Raw genomic sequence first — 19,084 nt, 5'->3', positions numbered from 1 at the left:
ATACCTAGATTTAACACGAGTCAAAAGCTCAATAATCTAACAAATACAATAAAGGTGAAAGTGATGAAAACCTTATCACAGCAATTACCAGATTTTTATGAATATTATGAGAGCGGCAATCAGTTTTATTTACGTCAAGTGAAATACCCTGATGATATGGCTTTATTACATCAATGGATGCATGAACCGCATGTGATTCCACAATGGCAACTGAATAAATCAGAAACAGATCTGAAGGTCTATTTTGAAAAACAATTGGCTGATGATCATCACCGCTTACTTATCGTTGGTGTCGAAGGACAAGATGTGGGTTATACCGAAATCTATGAAGCAAAACGTGATCGATTAGGTCGTTATTATTCTGCGCATGAACTAGATTTAGGCTGGCATTTGCTGTTTGGTGAAATATCGGCATTTGGTAAAGGCTATCTTCGAACAGTTGCCCGTTTATTAAATTTTTACATTTTTGAATATACAGACTCGTTGAAAATCGTAGGTGAACCCGATTCAACAGTTAAACCCTACGCAGCAGTTGTCAAAGAAATGTGTTATGAGGCTCAGGGTATTGTTGCAATGCCAGAGAAAGATGCGATGTTATATTATTGTTTTAGAGAAACTTTTTACCAAAAATTTGGTGAATATTTAATCCAATCTCAGCAATATTTAGCACAAAAACAACAAATACAAAATCCAGTAAGTTGAATTTGTCCTATGAGTTATCAATCTATACATATTCAGATCAAAGAGATGATTTTCGCCAAAGATGTCTCGATCGTTGAATTTCAGTTTTGGTTGGCTGAAGTTGAAACATTTCTACGCCAGCAGCAAAATTTTGTTTTGGTGATGAGAAGTGCTAAAGGGACTACATTTCCAGAGGAATACCGTCAGATTCAAGCGAGGTGGTATAAAAAAAATAAAGCCAATTTTTTTAAATACTGCGTGGGTTTAGTGCGGATAGGGTTAGATCAAGCCGATCTAGAACGACTCAATACACCAGCATTACATGTTGCATGGCAGGTTCCTTATTATGTGACATTAGATCGCTCGGATGCATTGCAATGGTCTGTACAGAGGTGGCTATGCAACGCATAAATAATTTATCAAACCAATCTGTTACTCAACAAGTTTCCGTACTTAGTCTAGGCGTTGTGGTTGTTTTATATTTAGCCCATGCCTTGCCTTTGTATTTTTACAATGTGGCATTGCCTGCGATTTTAAGGCATCAAGGGGTAGACCTGCGCTGGATTGGACTATTGTCATTACTTTATATTCCATGGGCATTCAAATTCTTTTGGGCACCACTTATTGACCGCTTTTATGTCAAAAAATTAGGCAAACGTAAAACGTGGCTGCTGTTTACTCAAATTGCTTTGGTTTTAGGGATTATTGCACTTGCATTGACCCAGTTTTCTTATGGGCTGCTGGTCTTTGTCATCATTGGTTTATGGATATCGAGTTTTGCAGCAACCCAAGATATTGCCATTGATGGATATACCGTCGAAGCATTTTCACCACAAGATTACCGTTTTGGCAGTATGGCGCAAAGCATTGGTGTTGCTCTTGGAAGTATGCTCGGTGGTGCTGCAACACTTTGGCTGTATCAATATTATGGGTGGCAAACAGCACTGATTTGTTTAGCGACCTTGACGGCTTTGACGATGTTTGCGGTTTTTCAAATACAAGAAAAAAACTCAGAACACGTAATTAAAAACCCGCCGAGCTTAATTCGAGCATTTAAACGCCCTGAAATTCGTTGGGCATTACTTTTAATTGTTTGTTATCGCTTTGTAGAAGCCCCCGCAATGGCAATGCTCAATCCAATGCTGATTGATCAAAAATGGTCACTTTCACAAATTGGTGTGTTGATGTCGGTGGTGGGTGCAGGAGTTGGATTGCTTGCAGCCGTTTCTGCTGCATTGCTACTCAAAAAGCGAAATGCAACACAATTACTAGTTTGGGCTGGATGGGTGAGAACGCTGTTATACGGACTTTTGGGAGTCGCTATTCTATTCGGCTGGTTAAATCAGTGGCATCTTTTGCTGGGTGTTTTCGTGATTGCATTTCTTGCGATTCGTTATATCGCAATGACCTCTTTATATGCATATTTCATGCAGAGTAGCTCAAAAGAGCAAGCTGGGACCGACTTTACAATTTTGGTGTGTTTTGAATTGCTGGTCTATTTTATTGGCGGGGCTGGCTCAGGTTTTCTGGCCAAATCATTAGGTTATGGCAATTTTTATATTGTTCTAGCTATTGCATCTGTAGTGAGTTTGATTCTCTCACAACTCATTATTTCCAAATCACAAAAAACGCGAAGATCAGAGATGATGTAAGGGATAAATCATGAAAAGAAAATCAATTCAAATACAACTGACGTGTTTAAGTTTGGCTATTGCGACACAGATCTATGCGCAAGAGCCTACAACTCAAAAAGTTGAAAATACTGGGTCAGACGTAAAAAGTCTAGCCCCCATCGTGGTCACGGCAACACGTTCTGCAAAAAGTATTTCAGACATTGCAGGGACGGTGTATCGTATTGAGCGTAGCGAAATTGAAAAGCAAGCCAATGCGGGTAAAAGCACGGCAGAAATTTTAGGGCTATTGGTTCCTTCACTCACGCCAAATACTGGTACAACCTCTAACTATGGCATGACCATGCGCGGCCGTGTGGTGCAATATATGATTGATGGGATACCACAAACAGGTTCACGGGATGGATCGCGTCAGCTCAATAGCATTCTTCCTTCAATGATTGACAGAATAGAAGTTGTGTCTGGGGCAACGAGTATTTATGGCTCAGGTGCAACAGGCGGTATTATCAATATCATTACCAAAAAAGGCGGTGACGAAGCTTTAAGTTTTGAAACCAAATTGGGGCTAACCTCAGGGAATAATTTTAAAGGCGATGCCTTGGCTTATGAAGCTTCACAAAATGTTTCGTTTAACCAAGAACGCATCAAAGGTAATTTGGGGGTTGGCTATGTTAAACGGGGTGAAATTCAAGACAGTCGTGGCGATCGTATTGGGCCTGAGGTTGCGCAAACAGATCGTCAAGATACCCAAACCCTTGATGTCAATGGACAACTCACTTGGAACATTTCAGATCAACAGCACTTAACCGTTGGCGCACAATATTATAATGATGAACAAGACAGTGATTATGGACCTGATTATGGTCAGGGTTTATCTGTCATATTTAGAGGAGCTACACCCAGTTTAAAAGCATTAAAAGGCTTACAACTCGAAGACCAACCTAGAACAAAACGCTGGTCAACGCACGCCCAATATAATCATAATGATGTATTGGGGCAAAGCTTAACCTTGGAAGCTTACTACCGTAAAGAGCAGGCAAGATGGTTTCCAACCGCAGTAAGTTTACCGCATCCGCAATTACCTCCTCCTAATAGAAGTATTCCTGTTGTGATGCAGTCCAATACCGATATTAATATTTGGGGATCACGTTTAGCCTTACAGAAAGATTTTAAAGTTGCAGATCGGGCTTTAGGGTTAAGTTACGGTTTAGATTTTGAAAATGAGAAAAATGGTCAAGAAGGGCAAAGGTATGATACTAATACTTTTATTGCGAGTAATGGCTTAAATCATAAAGCGACAAAAAACTATGCGATGGGACCAGATGTTCAAGTGGCAAAACTGGGTGCATTTGTTCAAGCGAATTATGCAGTTACGGATCGTATAAATATACAGGCAGGCGTGCGTAACGAACGAATTAATAGTGATGTCAGTGATTCTACCCCGTACCCTGAAAGTATTGTCGCTGACTTCGATCCTAGCTATACGGCGAAAAGTTTAAAAGGTGGTGAAGTAAAACATAATGCGACTTTATTTAATTTGGGCGGGGTTTATCACTTAAATGATACGCAACAAATTTTTGCTAATTTTTCTCAAGGCTTTAGTATTCCAGACGTACAACGGATGCTGCGAGATGTTCCAGCAAGTTTTGTTGTGACCAGTAATAATATTGATCCGATTAAAGTGAATAATTATGAACTCGGCTGGCGCCTACAAGAGCAAAATGGACTCAATCTAGGGCTGGCTGCTTTTTATAATGATTCTGATAAATCTGTGAGGTTTAATGCTGCCCCAAATTTTAATATTGAAGTGATTGATACCGATGAACGCATTTATGGTTTGGAAGCCAATGTAAAATATGCAATTTCAGATATGTGGAATATGGGAGGAACCATTGCTTATACACGAGGTCAATTTAAAAATATACTCGGTGATTGGCAAGAGCTTGATGCTGTACGGGTTGCACCACTGAAAGGCACGCTATTTTCAGAATGGCAATTTGCAGATGATATCAATTTACGCGTACAGACTTTAGCAATTGGGGGTACAGATCAGGCTGCTAAAGACTATGTCAATCCATTAAATGACCGCAGTATTCGAAAACCCGCTGAGATTAAGGGGTTTGCGATTATGGATGTGATCACCAGTGCAAAAGTAGGCCCAGGCAGATTAGGTTTTGGCGTTTATAATGTATGGAATACAGATTATAAAACGGTGTTTAGTCAAGCGGTTGCGCCAACCTATGGGGCCATTTCAAGTTTGGCTGCACAAGGTCGTAGCTACGGTTTAACTTATACGCTGAAGTATTAACCCAGATAAAGCCTCTTTAAAATTTGAAAGAGGTTTTTTATTGAGCAATATCTCGATGAAAAATACTGAATCGTGGGTAATTATATAAATCCAATAAAAATTTTCCTAATCAGTCAAGTCTGATATTTTAGAAGATTCAAATGAATAAAAATAATGATATTTGGATGATGGCAACCTTACTCAACGGGATCAGCTTATCCATGATTTTACCTTTACTCGCACCTCTTATTCGTCTATTAAAAATCTCAGAGCTTCAGACAGGTCTGATGGTGTCTGCCAGTGCATTGCTGATGAGTTTGACTGCAATGTGGATTTCTAAAAAACCAAATCTTCAAAATCATTATTATTTATTGAGTATCGGTTTTATTGGAATGAGCATAACTTGGGGGCTATTTGCAGGGGTATTAAGTTATGGACTAATGTATAGCTTGCCAATTGGACTACTTTTCACTTTATTATTGCTTACACGAAGCAGTATTGGCTTTTTTATGGCAATGCCGCAAATCGCATTACAAAGTTATGTGATGACGCGATATTTAGATGAAACGACACGCAGTCAAAAGATGGCAAGCTTTGGTGCCTTAAACAGTGCAGGGCTAATTTTAGGGCCATTTTTAACCACATTACTCATTATTTGGGGAATATTGATTCCTTTGTGGCTCGCCGTATTACTTTTGACTGTCATGAGTATGCTGATTGTATGTTTATATCAACACAACGGGGAAAATGCTCAACAGTCACATTCAAAAAGTCATGCTCCAAACCATTCGGCTTTAACCTATCATTTTGATGAAGATCAGCATATCCAAGACCCACTTTTACAAAAAGAGATTTCTCAGCAAGATTCTAATCATTCGCAATTGGTTCGTCTGAGTGATGATGATCTAAGAAAATCAATGATTTGGTTGATCCTCGGATTTAGTTTATATATCGCGATTATTACTTTGAATTTAACTGCAGGTTTTTATATTCAAGATAAATTTCAATTTAACATTCAGCAAAGCGCCCTCTATTTTTCTCAATGTTTGTTGATTGTGGGGATTGTATCGGTTTTGATGCAAATTGCGATTTCTAAATGGCTAAACTGGTCGTTAACACAGCTTTTAATGGTTGGATTAAGCTCAATGCTGATTGGGTTGATCTTGTCAATTTATACCCAGCAGATCGTGATTTTTCAGTTGGCTTATGTGTTTTATGGTATCGCTGTGGCATGTCTAATGCCTGCATTTACCACAGGTGCATCACAATCAGTTTCGATAAATTTGCAAACTAAAATTGCTGCTTTATGCACCATGGCGGAAGCGCTCAGTTTAGTTGTTGCACCATTAATGAGCACAGGGCTGTACCAACTTAACATTATTTTCCCATATTATTTACTGCTTAGTATTTTCTTATTGCTGTCTTTTTATTTTGTTGTTTTTAAATGGAATAAATAGAGGATGGTCATACCAGTGTCATGTTCTTTGATTAGTTTGCCTGCATTAAATCAAATATGACATTTCAATGATGAAACCATTTAAAATTAAACATTCGCTAATCATTTGTTTTGCTTCAGGACTATTTTTAACAGCCTGCAATAATGATCATGATGAAAATTCAACTGTTGTTACGCCACCTAAGGCAGATACATCACTTTATTTACAGACTAAACAACCCTATCAACCACAGCAGAAATTAAGCAGCTATGAAGCAATGCCCGTAGGTTATCGTGCAGTTTTTACAGAATTAGTTGCTCGACATGGTTCACGAGGTCTATCGAGTATTAAATATGATTTAGCTTTATACAACATGTGGTTAAAAGCAAAACAGGAAAATGCCTTAACGCCATTGGGTGAACAATTGGGTGCTGATTTAGAAGCCATGATGAAAGCCAATATTCTATTGGGTTATGGAGTGGAAGGTATACGCCAGTATGGCTATGGCAACGAAACTTCTGTAGGTATTAAAGAACATCAGGGTATTGCAGATCGCTTATTACAACGCTTACCACAATTGTTTAATCAAGCCAGTCAACAAGGTAAATCTGTACAGATCGTTAGCTCGGGTGTGGATCGTGCGGTGGACAGTGCTAAATTTTTTACCAATGAATTGTTGAAACAGCAGCCAAGTTTAAAGACTACAATTACACCAGCAAGCTATCAAAGCCTCAACAGTACCTCTATACCAAGTATTGTCGATGGCGGGGTAAATCGCTTTCATCTGTATTTTCATAGTTTAAATGCACAAGACGATTTGGCCAATGTCAAAACGGATTTAGACAAAACAGTCTATGCGGCTAGTTTAAAATATCAAGATTTTGAAGAGAATGACGTTAACTTAAAACAAAAAATAAAAGAGTTAAGTGCAGATCCTAATGCGCAGAAAATCGCAACAGAAGTATTAAACCCAATTTTTAAAACAGCGTTTATTCAAAAAATTGGTCAAACTGGCTATAGCTTTAGTAATTCAGGATCATTCACTGTAACAAGCCCTAAAGGTGAACAGATTACTGAAAAAGGAAAGGGGAAAAATACCATTGCCAGTGCAGTAGATGCTGCTGCTTATGTGTACGAGTTGTATTCAATCACTGGCGGAATGCAAGACGAGCTTGGGGCGACAAATTTTAAAAAATATATGCCAATTGAAGCGGCTAAGTTTTATGCGCAATATAACGATGCCAATGATTTTTATAGTAAGGGCCCAAGCTTTGATACAGGCAAAGCTGTAACAACAGATATTGCCAAATCACTCAAACAGGATTTATTTAAACAAGTTGATGATGTTATGAGCATTACACAAAAGAATGTTGCTGTATTAAGATTTGCTCATGCTGAAATCATAATCCCTTTAGCCACCAGCTTAGAGTTAAAGGGGATGATGCAATCTGTGCCCTTGACGTAGACGTTTAATTATTCAAATAGTGCGTGGCGTGGTGAAGATATCTCACCGATGGCAGCAAACTTACAGTGGGATATTTATCAGAATTCGCAAGGGCAGACTTTGTTAAAAATGCTCTATAACGAAAAAGAGATTGCTTTTAAAAAAGATTGTGATTATGCCCGCTATAAAGTAAACAGCTATTATTATGATTATTTAAAGTTGAAACAATGTTATAGTATTCAATAGATTGCTATAAAATTTGAGGGAGAACGGGTTTCTCCCTTTTGTTTATAAAAGGAACACTGTGAAATTCCAGCAACATACGATTCAAGCTGCTATTTTTGATATGGACGGTACGATGCTGGACACTGAACGGCTTAGGTTTGATGTGTTAAAACAAGCGTCTTTGGAAATCATCGGTGTAGAATTTAGCTTAGATTATTTGATGCAATGTTTAGGGCTTAATGCGTTAAGCTCAGAACAGTTAGCACAAAAGTTTTATGGCCAAGATATCCCTTACCAGCACATTCGGCAACGTGCTGAACAAATTGAACTTGAGATGATTTTGTCGCAAGGCGTACCAGTGAAAGCTGGACTTTTAGAAATATTAGCTTATTTGCAATCTCAAAATATCCGATTGGCTGTCGCTACATCGAGTACCCGAAAAATTGCTGAAAAATATTTAAAACTTGCAAAAATTGATCATTATTTTACCTTGTTGGTCTGTGGCGATGACGTGATACAAGGTAAACCACATCCAGAAATTTTTAACAAAGCCTGCACCTTATTAAATCTAAATCCGCAACACAGCTTGATGATTGAAGATTCTGAAAATGGGATTACTTCAGCACATTTGGCTGGGGGAGTAACAATTTTGATTGAGGATATTAAAGCGCCAAATCAGACCATGCTGGCAAGAGCAGATTACTACTTTGAATCTATGTTGGATTTTTATCAATCAATCATAAAGTCTGACTGAATAAAATTCATTTTCAATTGAACAACACTCAGTCAATTCAAGATTTAAACATGATAATTACGTGCTTTAATAGAAGCATTAAAATTAATGTGAATTTGATGTGTTTTTAGGTTCTCAAAGTTTAACAACTCCAACTGAGACACATGATTATCCCGAGTGGCATAAAGGGAGAAAACACTACGCCTTATGGTATATCGAAATTCATCATCCTGAATTATTGGCTTATTTAAGCGATTTAACAGAAAAATTCTCAAACTATTTATTGCACCCCAATACACGCCAATTTCATATCACATTGTATATTTGTGGTTTTCTAACGGAAGATAAAAAGCAATTTGATGATGATTTTATCCAAAGCAAATTTCAACAACAGCTTAAAATTTTGAGCCAAAACCAGTTAAATAGTTTTAAATTAACAACAGGAAAAATAAATAGTTTTAGCAGTGCTTTATTTATAGAAATTCAAGATCATGAAAATAGCCTAAGCAATATTCGACAATTATTATCCTATCCAAGCCATGAAATTGCTGCTTTAGATTATTGCCCGCATATCACCTTAGGTTTGTATTCAGCTGAATTTAAAGCGCAACAAATATTTAAGGCTATCGAAACGATTGATCAAAAAAGTTTTGAAATTGGCATTGATCAGCTTAATTTTGGTATATATCAAGCGCAAGTCTTACAGGGGCCTTTAGCTACGTTACATCAGCTTATACTCAATCCGAAAAAAACAGATGGATCTTGGAAGTCAAATTTATGTTGCAATTAATCCTAGGTGGTGCGCGTTCAGGCAAAAGTAAATTAGCTGAACAGATCGCAAAAGACTCAAATCTACAAGTTGTTTATATTGCTACTGCCCAAGCTTGGGATGATGAAATGCGACAACGTATTTCACACCATCAGACACAACGACCTGATGCATGGCGACTGATTGAAGAACCACTTTATCTAGCCGATTGTTTAAAACACATAGATCAACAAGAACAAGTGATTTTGGTGGATTGCTTAACCTTATGGATGAGTAATTTATTGATGCATGAGAACTCAAATCTTCAGCGTATCGAATGTGAAAAATTGCTGAAAATTCTACCTACATTAAAGTCTCAAATTGTTTTAGTTAGCAATGAAACAGGACTCGGTGTTATACCAATGGGTGAAATAACCCGAAAATTTGTTGATGAATCAGGACGTTTACATCAACTATTAGGCCAAATAGCTGATAAAGTAGTGTTTTGCATCGCAGGTTTCCCGATGTTATTAAAAGGATAAATATTGTGATTTTTATCATATAAACTTGAGCATTTTAACGATTAACAATGAACTTTTAAAATATGAGATGGAGAGCAACAATGAATTGGTGGTTAGAAGCATGTAAAGTGCCAAACGCAGAAACAAAACAGCAGGCTGAAGAACGTCAATTGCAATTGACCAAGCCAACAGGCTCACTGTCTGTTTTGGAAAATGTCGCCGTGCAGTTGGCTGCTTTGCAAAGTAACTCAAAACCCAATGTAGATAAACCTTGGATTGCGATTTTCGCAGGTGATCATGGGGTAATGGCTGAAAATATTTCTGCATATCCACAAGCGGTAACTCGCCAAATGCTGCAAAACTTTGCAACAGGTGGCGCGTGTATCAGTGTAATTGCTAAAGAATATGCTGCGACCTTACAAGTCATTGACTGTGGCACGGTAGGTGAAGCTTACCAATATCAAGGCGTTGAGCGTTATAGTATTGCTCAAGGGACTGCCAATTTTGCTCAACAAGTGGCAATGACTGAGCAACAATGTCAGCAAGCCATGGTGCTGGGTCGTGAGAGTGTAGAAAAAGCCATTGCACAGGGTGCTTCAATTTATATTGCTGGAGAAATGGGGATTGGAAATACCTGTTCAGCTTCAGCGATTGCATGTTTCTTATTAAATGAACCTGCTGAGCAACTGACAGGTGTAGGCACGGGGATTCGCGCTGATCAGTTGATTCATAAAAAAAATATCATTCAGCATTCACTTGAATTACATAAAAATTATGTTGGAAATGATGCATTTAAAGCTTTGTGTGCTGTAGGTGGCTTAGAAATTGCTGCAATGACAGGAGCTTATATTCGCTGTGCTCAACTCGGGATGCCTGTAATTGTTGATGGTTTTATTAGTTCTGTGGCGGCATTAGTCGCGGTACGACTCAATCCTGAAGTTCGACAATGGATGTTGTTCGGTCATCAGTCTGCTGAATATGGGCACCAACGCCTATTACAAGAATTGAATGCTGATCCATTATTAAAGCTTAATTTACGTTTAGGGGAAGGCAGTGGTGCGGGTGCTGCTTTAGGTGTGATTAAGCTGGCATGTAGTTTACATAACAACATGGCCACCTTTGCAGAAGCTGCGGTGATTGGCGAGAAAGTTTAAATTTATTCATAATTCAAAAAGAGCATATGCATGAAACTGAGGATTGATCTATTACGTCACGGGGAAACTACGCTGAATCATACTTTGCGTGGTTCGACTGATGATGAATTGACAGAATTGGGCTGGCAACAAATGCATCAGACCATTTCCTATGATCAATCCTCTGTGCAAACACAATGGGATTTTATGTTTAGCTCGCCTTTAAAGCGCTGTTTCTCATTTGCACAGAGACTTTCTGAACAAGTTCAAATACCACTGATGCAAGATCATCGATTACAAGAAATTCATTTTGGTGATTGGGAAGGTATTTCAACACAGCAGATTTATGCAAAAACGCCTGAGTTATTGGAAAATTTTTGGCAATCTCCGACACGTTATACTCCACCAAATGCTGAAAGATATTTAGATTTTCAGTATCGAATTAAGCAAGCATTACAAGCGATCAAAGAGCAAATGCTGATTACACAAAGTCAAACAGCTTTGATTGTGACGCATGGTGGTGTGATTAAGCTTTTAAAATGTATGGCGCTACAACAATCTCTTGATGATATTTTAAAAATGTCTGCTGAGCTTGGGCAATTAAATCGCTTTATGTTGGACAGCGAAACCATGCAGTTAGAGTTATTGGAGAGCAATAAATGACCCCATTTTTTATTGCATTGCAATTTTTAACGATTTTCCCTGTTTATTTAAAAAATATGCCTTCGCCAAAACAAAATGGTCAGTCACTGCTATTTTATCCAGTGATTGGACTTTTGATTGGTTTGGTTCTGTTTGCCGTTGCCAGTTTTCTACATGTTTTGCCTGTAGTTTTACTCAGTACCATTATTCTGGTCATCTGGATTTTGCTCACAGGTGGCTTACATTTAGATGGTTTAGCGGATACTGCGGATGCTTGGGTCGGTGGCTTTGGTGATAAAGAAAATACCTTAAGAATTATGAAAGACCCAGCATGTGGACCGTTTGGTGTGCTGAGTTTAATTGTTATCTGTTTGATTAAATGGTCTGCACTGTATGTGTTATTACAGGAACAACACTATACTGCTTTGATTCTATTTCCTATTTTAGGGCGTTTAACACCATTATTTTTATTTCTGACCACTGAATATGTCCGTGAAAAGGGCTTAGGCTGGTCCATTGCTCAATATATTCCTAAAACTTGGGCAATGATCATTTTTGGTATCAGTTTATTGGGTGCGGGTTATTTTGTTTGGGTTGGTTTAGTGACGGCGACAATTTTTATCCTCACCTTAATTTATCTACGCTATAAGTTTATTCAACGAATCGATGGGATTACGGGTGACACCATTGGTGCCAGTATAGAAATCGCAGAAACCGTCTGTTTACTCTGTTTTATCATTTGTGGTTTTTATATTTAATCAGATTAAAAAAACCGAAGTTTTTAAAACTTCGGTTTTTAAATTGATCACTTATTTATGTTTATCTACTCATTATTTATCAATAAATAATTGATAAAATTTTGATTTATCTACCTGTACTAATCAAAATTAGAATTTTTTCTCTACACTGAACAAGAAGCTTGGAATAGCATCATTGACCCGAGCTTCATATAAAGCACCATCACTTTGATTATTTAAGCGCTCTTTGTAATCTGTACTCAAAATATTACGAGCACTCAGTGTGGTTGCCCAGCCTTTAGGGAAGCGTTTTGTCGCACTAATATCCACATTTACACGTTGATTGGTTGTACGATCATAGGGAAGATTGTCTAAAGCGCGGGTAAATTCAGGCGTGTAGCTTAGATTAATACTGCTTGCCAATTGCCAAGGCTGGTAATTGTATGAAACGCCTGTACTTGCTGTATAAGGGGCAACATCACTGGCTAAACGGGTATTATGGTCGGTATCTTCGATTTTGGCGCGTACCGTCGATAATTGTCCATTCAACATAAATGAATGACCATTTTCGGTTTGTTTTAAAGCATAGCGACCTGAAATTTCTACGCCATAGGTTGTTGCTTGGTCTTGGTTATACGGACGTTCAACAAAGCGTGTGCCTTCTTGACGAATCACTTTTTCGATATAATCATCAATATCTCGATGAAAAGCCGTAATATTTACGCCACCTGCAGTAGTGTTATAACCCAAGGTCGTTTCCAGTGCGGTAATTTTTTCAGGTCGAAGATTGGGATTACCACCACGGTCTGGATTATTGATAGTGCCTGCATCAGCATCTGTTGAAATGGAAACAGTCGGCATGAGATTGTTACTATTTGGACTTTTAAAGGCTCGGCTAATATTGGTTTGCAAAGACCATTGATCGCTAAAGTCAAAACGGTGTGCAAGCACAGGGCTGAGGTTTTGATCACTGTATTCAACCAAGCCTGAACGTTCTAACCATTCCTGACGCGCACCCACGGTAAGCGTTTGACGTTTTGAAAACTTCCAACTGCCTTCCAAATAAAGTGCATAACGTTGCTCATCTAATGTATCAGCAATATTGCTTGCTAGCGCATTGGCACGCGCATCAAGTCCAAATTTTACTTGTTTGCTTTCGTCAAACTTGCGTACCCCATCATAAGCTAAGCCATATTCATTCACAGTTTCATCAATATAAGAACTGTATTGATTGGAACGAGTGGATTCAGTTTCATTTTGCTTTTCAATAGACAAGCGAACTTTGTCTGAGTCACCTTTATCTTTACGCTCATAACGGGTATTTAAACGAATACTGTCATTTTTATCATTTTGAACTTGATTACTACTAGAGCCATCACTTTCATTCTTACGATAAAAAATTTCTGAAACCAGTTTTTGTTGATCATCAATTTGATATTCAACACGTGGTGCAAACATGGTATTTGTACGATTGGTAGTGCGTATTTGTTGGCGTGTACCATTTATATTTTCAATTTCTGTGCTTGATTTGCTGTCATTCCACATTTGATTGGCTGAAACACTGTAAATCCATGCACCATCACGCCCATCTGCTTGTACACTGATATTTTTACGCTGTTCTTCTTTTTGATCCGATTGGGTGATGCCATATCCTAATTTAACATTGCCACTGATTCGAGCATCGTCTAAGGGTTCTTTTAAAATGATATTGATTACTGCGGAAGATGCAACTGAGGCTTGAGCTACACTGGGTTGTTTGGTGATTTCAATCCGTTCAATCATTTCAGGCGTAATTGAGTCAACAATAGACATACCACCACGTGGTCCACCTTGTACGGCTTCACCATTAATCAAAAATACTGGTGCGCCACCACCACGAAAACGCATGCTGCCTGAACCGCTTGATCCACGTGGTCCTTGTCCAGGTGTTGGCATTTGAAAACCTGCTGCACGTCTTAAAGCATCATTGACCGATTGATCGCCGAATTGCAGCATTTCTTCGCGTGTTACAATGGTTTTAGCGACCACACTGATATCAGGATCTTTAGTAGGTGCTTGCTCTGCTGCAAAAACCAAGGTTTTTAATTGTTTTGGTGATTCATTTTCTTTAAGTTGAGTCGCTTCAGTGGTTTTATTTGCAGATATCGTTTCATCATTTGCAAGGCTTGCAGAGGTGATGGCGAATATTGCAAGGCTTAAAGTACTCAATGTACCCCAGTAAAGTTTTGTACGGTGCATGTTGCATCGTTCCGTTTATGTAATTTCGCGTAAGATTAGCGCACAATTATGTAGAAATTTTGAGGAAAAGCGCATGGATGAAAAATAAATTTAATGCTGAATTTTTTTATTTTAATCAAAAAAAAGCCTAATGATTGAAGCATTAGGCTGATGAAATTTCTAAAAATATAAACTGAAAAATAGAACAGGGGATTACCACATCAAATCATCTGGAATAACATAAGCAGCATAAGGATCTTCCTCATCTGTCACTTGTTCATTCTTCTCAGAATTATTGACAATAATAAATCCAGTCATTTTTTCATTGATACGTTCACCCAAAGCTTTGGGTAAAATTGCGTAGGCATCATTATTGTCATGTGCAATCACCAAGCTGCCTGAAACCAAGGCATTATAAACTTGCTGATTGATATAGATTTTCTTAACCGAACCATCGATAAACTGATAGACCGCATCGCCATCTGTATCTGTGATTTTATGTTGACCAATCATTTGGATAATTGAAGCTTTTAAGGCTTTTTCATCTAAAATGCGTTGTTTCTCTTGATTCAGCGCTTGGTCTTTACTGATTTTCTCTTGTTTGTCTTGTTCAATTTTAGCTTTAAGCTCAGCTTCATTACTCTGACCTGTACGTTGCTCGTGCTGTGCCTGCTTTGACAATTTCTTTGCTTTTTTATTATCCACTAAGCCAGCTTTGAGTAACTGTGCTTGCAATGCGTTTTTGACCATAACAATAACCAACCATTAAATGTGTTTCGAACCATGCCGAAAATAAATAAACCAATACGTTAAGCTGAGTATTAAACTTAATCCAGCAGGGATAAGGAATGAATTTAATTGTAAATAAGGATACACGATACTGGCAATCAGCCCACCCAGAATAAATCCGCAAAGAATCAATAAATGTAATGTGACACGGCGCTTTTCAATACCGAGGCCTCGAAAAAGATAGCCTAAAGCCAAACCAAGATCGGTTAAAACCCCTGAGAGATGAGTGGTGCGGATAATCGTACCTTTATAGTGGCTGACCATGGCATTTTGCATTCCCATTGCGGTACTTGCCCAGAGTAAAGCATATTTGGGATAATAAGGAATAAACAACCAGCAAAGTAAAATAAATACACTGACAAGACTCAGTGGAACACCATATCTGCGTCCGAGTTTAAAATTGCTATTGCCTAAAATAAAGCCACTATAACTTGAACCACTCACATAACTGAGCATCACCAGCAAAAGATAAAGTACATGATCATATTGTTGATGAATAAGCGCTTGCGCAAATAAACTGGCATTGCCCGTCATATGAGAGATGGATTGATGAAGGACGGTAATTAAACCAAGTACATTAATTATGCCTGCATTGACTGCAAGCATAAACGCACCTAGTTGAATCCAAACGGGCAAATACTGTAGAGGCATAATTCCTTCTTTTTGTTCATATACGCTGTATATTACTTTTTAGAAAGATCAACTGCTGCTGTAAATAAGACATCAGTCGAGGAATTCAATGCTGTTTCTGTTGAGTCTTGAAGCACACTAATCACCATACCAATTGCAATCACTTGCATTGAGATTTCTGAAGGAATACCAAATAAACCACAAGCGATAGGAATTAACAACAACGAACCACTTGCAACACCAGAAGCACCACATGCTGACGCAACAGATACGATAGATAATATCACCATAGTGACAATATCAACCTGAATACCAAGTGTATGTACAGCCGCTAGGGTCAGTACTGTAATTGTCACAGCTGCACCCGCCATGTTAATTGTTGCACCTAAAGGGATTGCAACGTTTGCAGTGGTATCATTTACCCCTAAACGTTTTGCCAAGTCAAGGTTTACTGGAATATTGGCGGCAGAACTACGGGTAAAGAATGCAGTGATTCCACTTTCTCTTAAACACTTTAGCACCAACGGATACGGGTTTTTTCGCATCACGACAGCAACAATCAGTGGATTGATAACAAGTGCAACAAAAAGCATAGTGCCTACAAGTACTGCAATCAAGTGTGCATAATTCTTTAAGGTTTCTAAACCCGCTTGTGCAAAAGTTGCAACAACCAGACCAAAAATACCTACTGGTGCAAAAGCAATCACGACTCGAATGATCGCGCTAATTGCATCCGCAACATCTGTAATGACTTGTTTGGTGGTTTCTGAACCATGACGAAGTGCTGCGCCTAAACCTACAGCCCATGCTAAAATTCCAATGAAATTCGCTTCATGTAGCGCTGTTATTGGATTGGTAATAAAACTAAGGAGTAAATTTTTTAATACTTCCGCTACGCTACCTGGTGGCTGTAAAGCTGCATCACTTGCATGGGTAAAAATTAAAGTGCTTGGAAACATCATGCTTATGGTAATTGCACTAATGGCAGCCAATAGCATACCTATAGCATATAAGCCAAGAATTGGTTTTAAATTACTTGCACCTTCACCAACTTTAAAGTTGGCGATTGAAGCAAGAACCAATACAAATACAAGAATTGGCGCAATGGATTTTAATGCTTTAATAAAAAGCTCGCCTAAAATAATAAAATATTGGGCTGAATTGGGGAATAGATACGCAACTATAAAACCAAGAATAATGGCAATAAGAATACGAGTAACTAAACTTAAACGTGCTAGGACAGCAAACATGTTGAACCTTTATGCCTAAACTGGTCTAAAATCGATGAACAAGCCGCGTATTCTATACCTAAAAGCGAAAACTTAAATAATACAATTTCGCCATAAAAATTAAGATATTAAAAAATATGTAGCTTTTTTAGCAATGATAATAAAATTTGTTGATAAATTAAACGATTTTTTAACTAAATGTTTGAGCATCCAGCTGATGCATGGCTTGATAATGCGTTAAATAAATATTTCCACTGAGCTGTTTAATTAAATTGGACTGTTTTAAACGATCCATGACTGGACCTTTGACTTCCGTGAGATGCATTTGGATTTTTAATTTATTTAAATCACTGTTAATTTCTTCCAAAGTTTCTAAAGCGCTTGCATCAATATTACTAATACTTGAGCAATTGATCACCACGTGATGTAGCGCTGGATGTTTGCTGACTTCTAAAATGATAAACTCTTTTAAGGTATTGGCATTTAAAAAACTTAGATTTTCATCAATACGAATAGACACAATATTGGTACTGGTCAAAACGTCGTGTCTTGAAATATTACGGAAATGTTGAGTACCTTCAACTAAGCCAATGACGGCAATATGGGGGCGGCTAATACGCCATAACAACAATAGGAATGTAGAAACAATACCAATAATCAAACCTGTTGAAATATCGATACACAACACCCCAAAGAATGTGACCCACATGGCAATACCATCCGCTTTGGAATAACGCCATGTTTCGATGAAGGGTTTAAAATCAACCAATTTCCAAATGGATACCATAATGGTGACAGCGAGAATCGCTAAAGGAAGTTGTTTAAATAAACCGGTAAAATATAAACTCACAATCACGATAAAAATTGAAGATAACACACCAGCCATAGGCGTTTTTGCGCCTGCATCTGCATTGACCACTGTACGTGATAAACTGCCAGTCACAGGAAATGCTGACGTGACACCTGCACTAAAGTTGGCTAAACCCAGTGCAATCAGCTCTTGATTACTATTGAGCTCACTACGTTGTTGAAATGCTGTGGTCTGTGCAATAGAAATAGATTCGACAAAACTCACCATGGTAATCATGGCTGCACCGGGTAAAAGCTGGATCACCAAATCCCAGCGCCAGTAAGGCATGGCAATTGGTGGAAATCCCGAAGGAATCTCACCTACGGTTTTGATACCAAATTGGTCTATATGCAGGAAATGTATTAACGCAATCGAAATAAACACCAGAACCAAGGGCAGTGCTTTCACCCAGAATTGTAGAGAATGTGCATAAGATTGGCATAACTTAGATTTAAAAAAAACGGGGATGTAAATCAAAAACAGAATCGCACAGACACCAAAAATTAAAGTCTCAATACTGGTAAAGCTAATGTATTGCCATATGCTTTGAATAAACTCGATAATATTGCCTGATTTTAAGGGAACATCGAGCATAAACTTAACTTGGCTGAGTGCAATCAATACTGCGGATGCGATGATAAAACTCTTAATCACAGGATGGCTGATTAAACGGATTAAAAAGCCGAATCTAAAAATTCCCAGTAAACTTGAAAGTATGCCGACGAGAAGTGCCAATAAACATGCTGCTTGAATATATACAGGTGAACCCACCTCATAGAGCGGTTCAAGCGTAGCAAAGGTCATCATGGAAATCAGTGCAACAGGACCAATAGAAAGCGTTGGACTGCCACCAACAATGGCATAGATGATCATGGGTAAAATACTGGCATATAAGCCAGTCACAGGAGGCAACCCAGCAACCATGGCATAAGCCATACCTTGAGGTACAAGCATTGCAATGACGATTAAAGCAGCAAGTAGATCAGCCCTAAATTTAGGGACATTATAGTCTTGCAGCCATTGCCATGCAGGGAGTATTTTACTGAGTTGAACTTTTGGGGCAGCCATTGGAACTTCATTAGCATATTTTCATATATATTATGCAGAAAAAATGCTAAGAAAAATAGCGACAGCTAACTTATATACTGAAT

Annotated in this window: 16 protein-coding genes and 1 pseudogene; 12 read left to right on the top strand and 5 right to left on the bottom strand. The window is 38.2% G+C overall.

Annotated elements, in window-relative coordinates:
• Positions 1-63 precede the first annotated feature (63 nt).
• From AC07U8_RS11145 to AC07U8_RS11090, 12 genes and pseudogenes are all read left to right on the top strand, one after another.
• Positions 64-702 (top strand): GNAT family N-acetyltransferase, encoded by a 639-nt coding sequence (locus tag AC07U8_RS11145; RefSeq protein WP_096734224.1) that lies wholly within the window; start codon positions 64-66, stop codon positions 700-702.
• Positions 703-711: 9 nt separating this feature from the next.
• Positions 712-1,092, top strand: a complete 381-nt coding sequence (locus tag AC07U8_RS11140) for a hypothetical protein (RefSeq protein ID WP_419262996.1) — start codon at positions 712-714, stop codon at positions 1,090-1,092.
• The gene (locus tag AC07U8_RS11135; RefSeq protein ID WP_494737885.1) at positions 1,080-2,333 is read left to right on the top strand and encodes an MFS transporter; all 1,254 of its coding nucleotides are present in this window, start codon (positions 1,080-1,082) and stop codon (positions 2,331-2,333) included. Before AC07U8_RS11140 ends, AC07U8_RS11135 begins: the two co-directional genes overlap by 13 nt.
• Before the next feature lie 10 nt (positions 2,334-2,343).
• Positions 2,344-4,620 (top strand): TonB-dependent receptor, encoded by a 2,277-nt coding sequence (locus AC07U8_RS11130; RefSeq protein WP_419262994.1) that lies wholly within the window; start codon positions 2,344-2,346, stop codon positions 4,618-4,620.
• Positions 4,621-4,760: 140 nt separating this feature from the next.
• Complete coding sequence (locus AC07U8_RS11125) at positions 4,761-6,056, top strand: MFS transporter (RefSeq protein ID WP_494737884.1); 1,296 nt, start codon at positions 4,761-4,763, stop codon at positions 6,054-6,056.
• Between the two features lie 70 nt (positions 6,057-6,126).
• Positions 6,127-7,725: pseudogene (locus tag AC07U8_RS11120) on the top strand (histidine-type phosphatase).
• Positions 7,726-7,783: 58 nt separating this feature from the next.
• Positions 7,784-8,458 carry an HAD family hydrolase gene (locus AC07U8_RS11115; RefSeq protein WP_096734218.1) on the top strand — a complete coding sequence of 225 codons (675 nt, stop codon included), beginning with the start codon at positions 7,784-7,786 and terminating at the stop codon, positions 8,456-8,458.
• A 100-nt stretch (positions 8,459-8,558) separates the two neighbouring features.
• Positions 8,559-9,227, top strand: coding sequence for a 2'-5' RNA ligase family protein (locus AC07U8_RS11110; RefSeq protein WP_096734217.1), 669 nt, complete (start codon positions 8,559-8,561; stop codon positions 9,225-9,227).
• Positions 9,215-9,727, top strand: coding sequence for a bifunctional adenosylcobinamide kinase/adenosylcobinamide-phosphate guanylyltransferase (cobU, locus tag AC07U8_RS11105; RefSeq protein WP_419359718.1), 513 nt, complete (start codon positions 9,215-9,217; stop codon positions 9,725-9,727). Before AC07U8_RS11110 ends, cobU begins: the two co-directional genes overlap by 13 nt.
• A gap of 80 nt (positions 9,728-9,807) precedes the next feature.
• Entirely contained in the window at positions 9,808-10,860 is a 1,053-nt protein-coding gene (cobT, locus tag AC07U8_RS11100) for a nicotinate-nucleotide--dimethylbenzimidazole phosphoribosyltransferase (protein ID WP_494737883.1), read from the top strand.
• Positions 10,861-10,890: 30 nt separating this feature from the next.
• Positions 10,891-11,502 (top strand): histidine phosphatase family protein, encoded by a 612-nt coding sequence (locus AC07U8_RS11095; protein WP_004821760.1) that lies wholly within the window; start codon positions 10,891-10,893, stop codon positions 11,500-11,502.
• On the top strand, positions 11,499-12,239 hold the full coding sequence (locus AC07U8_RS11090; RefSeq protein ID WP_034616781.1) for an adenosylcobinamide-GDP ribazoletransferase: 741 nt from the start codon (positions 11,499-11,501) through the stop codon (positions 12,237-12,239). The genes AC07U8_RS11095 and AC07U8_RS11090 overlap by 4 nt, the downstream gene beginning before the upstream one ends.
• Positions 12,240-12,368: 129 nt before the next feature.
• On the opposite strand, the gene AC07U8_RS11085 is transcribed toward AC07U8_RS11090, so the two are convergent.
• The 5 genes from AC07U8_RS11085 to AC07U8_RS11065 form a co-directional block, all read right to left on the bottom strand.
• Positions 12,369-14,456: a TonB-dependent receptor plug domain-containing protein gene (locus AC07U8_RS11085; RefSeq protein ID WP_494737882.1), complete on the bottom strand. Its 2,088-nt coding sequence runs from the start codon at positions 14,454-14,456 to the stop codon at positions 12,369-12,371.
• A gap of 192 nt (positions 14,457-14,648) precedes the next feature.
• Positions 14,649-15,185: a DUF2058 domain-containing protein gene (locus tag AC07U8_RS11080; protein WP_004821753.1), complete on the bottom strand. Its 537-nt coding sequence runs from the start codon at positions 15,183-15,185 to the stop codon at positions 14,649-14,651.
• Between the two features lie 15 nt (positions 15,186-15,200).
• Entirely contained in the window at positions 15,201-15,875 is a 675-nt protein-coding gene (locus AC07U8_RS11075) for a YoaK family protein (RefSeq protein WP_494737881.1), read from the bottom strand.
• A gap of 32 nt (positions 15,876-15,907) precedes the next feature.
• Positions 15,908-17,104, bottom strand: a complete 1,197-nt coding sequence (sstT, locus tag AC07U8_RS11070) for a serine/threonine transporter SstT (protein WP_096734212.1) — start codon at positions 17,102-17,104, stop codon at positions 15,908-15,910.
• Between the two features lie 169 nt (positions 17,105-17,273).
• Positions 17,274-19,001: a SulP family inorganic anion transporter gene (locus AC07U8_RS11065; RefSeq protein ID WP_494737880.1), complete on the bottom strand. Its 1,728-nt coding sequence runs from the start codon at positions 18,999-19,001 to the stop codon at positions 17,274-17,276.
• Between the last annotated feature and the right edge of the window lie 83 nt (positions 19,002-19,084).

The sequence above is a fragment of the Acinetobacter sp. GW821-FHT01E09 genome, from assembly GCF_059422385.1.
This window is presented reverse-complemented; position numbering and strand designations above follow the sequence as displayed.

Coding starts and splice junctions, on each gene's coding strand:
- AC07U8_RS11135 (WP_494737885.1), top strand. CDS start 1,080: ATGCAACGCATAAATAATTTATCAAACCAATCTGTTACTCAACAAGTT.
- AC07U8_RS11090 (WP_034616781.1), top strand. CDS start 11,499: ATGACCCCATTTTTTATTGCATTGCAATTTTTAACGATTTTCCCTGTT.
- AC07U8_RS11130 (WP_419262994.1), top strand. CDS start 2,344: ATGAAAAGAAAATCAATTCAAATACAACTGACGTGTTTAAGTTTGGCT.
- AC07U8_RS11095 (WP_004821760.1), top strand. CDS start 10,891: ATGAAACTGAGGATTGATCTATTACGTCACGGGGAAACTACGCTGAAT.
- AC07U8_RS11075 (WP_494737881.1), bottom strand. CDS start 15,875: ATGCCTCTACAGTATTTGCCCGTTTGGATTCAACTAGGTGCGTTTATG.
- sstT (WP_096734212.1), bottom strand. CDS start 17,104: ATGTTTGCTGTCCTAGCACGTTTAAGTTTAGTTACTCGTATTCTTATT.
- cobU (WP_419359718.1), top strand. CDS start 9,215: ATGTTGCAATTAATCCTAGGTGGTGCGCGTTCAGGCAAAAGTAAATTA.
- AC07U8_RS11065 (WP_494737880.1), bottom strand. CDS start 19,001: ATGGCTGCCCCAAAAGTTCAACTCAGTAAAATACTCCCTGCATGGCAA.
- cobT (WP_494737883.1), top strand. CDS start 9,808: ATGAATTGGTGGTTAGAAGCATGTAAAGTGCCAAACGCAGAAACAAAA.
- AC07U8_RS11080 (WP_004821753.1), bottom strand. CDS start 15,185: ATGGTCAAAAACGCATTGCAAGCACAGTTACTCAAAGCTGGCTTAGTG.
- AC07U8_RS11085 (WP_494737882.1), bottom strand. CDS start 14,456: ATGCACCGTACAAAACTTTACTGGGGTACATTGAGTACTTTAAGCCTT.
- AC07U8_RS11145 (WP_096734224.1), top strand. CDS start 64: ATGAAAACCTTATCACAGCAATTACCAGATTTTTATGAATATTATGAG.
- AC07U8_RS11140 (WP_419262996.1), top strand. CDS start 712: ATGAGTTATCAATCTATACATATTCAGATCAAAGAGATGATTTTCGCC.
- AC07U8_RS11125 (WP_494737884.1), top strand. CDS start 4,761: ATGAATAAAAATAATGATATTTGGATGATGGCAACCTTACTCAACGGG.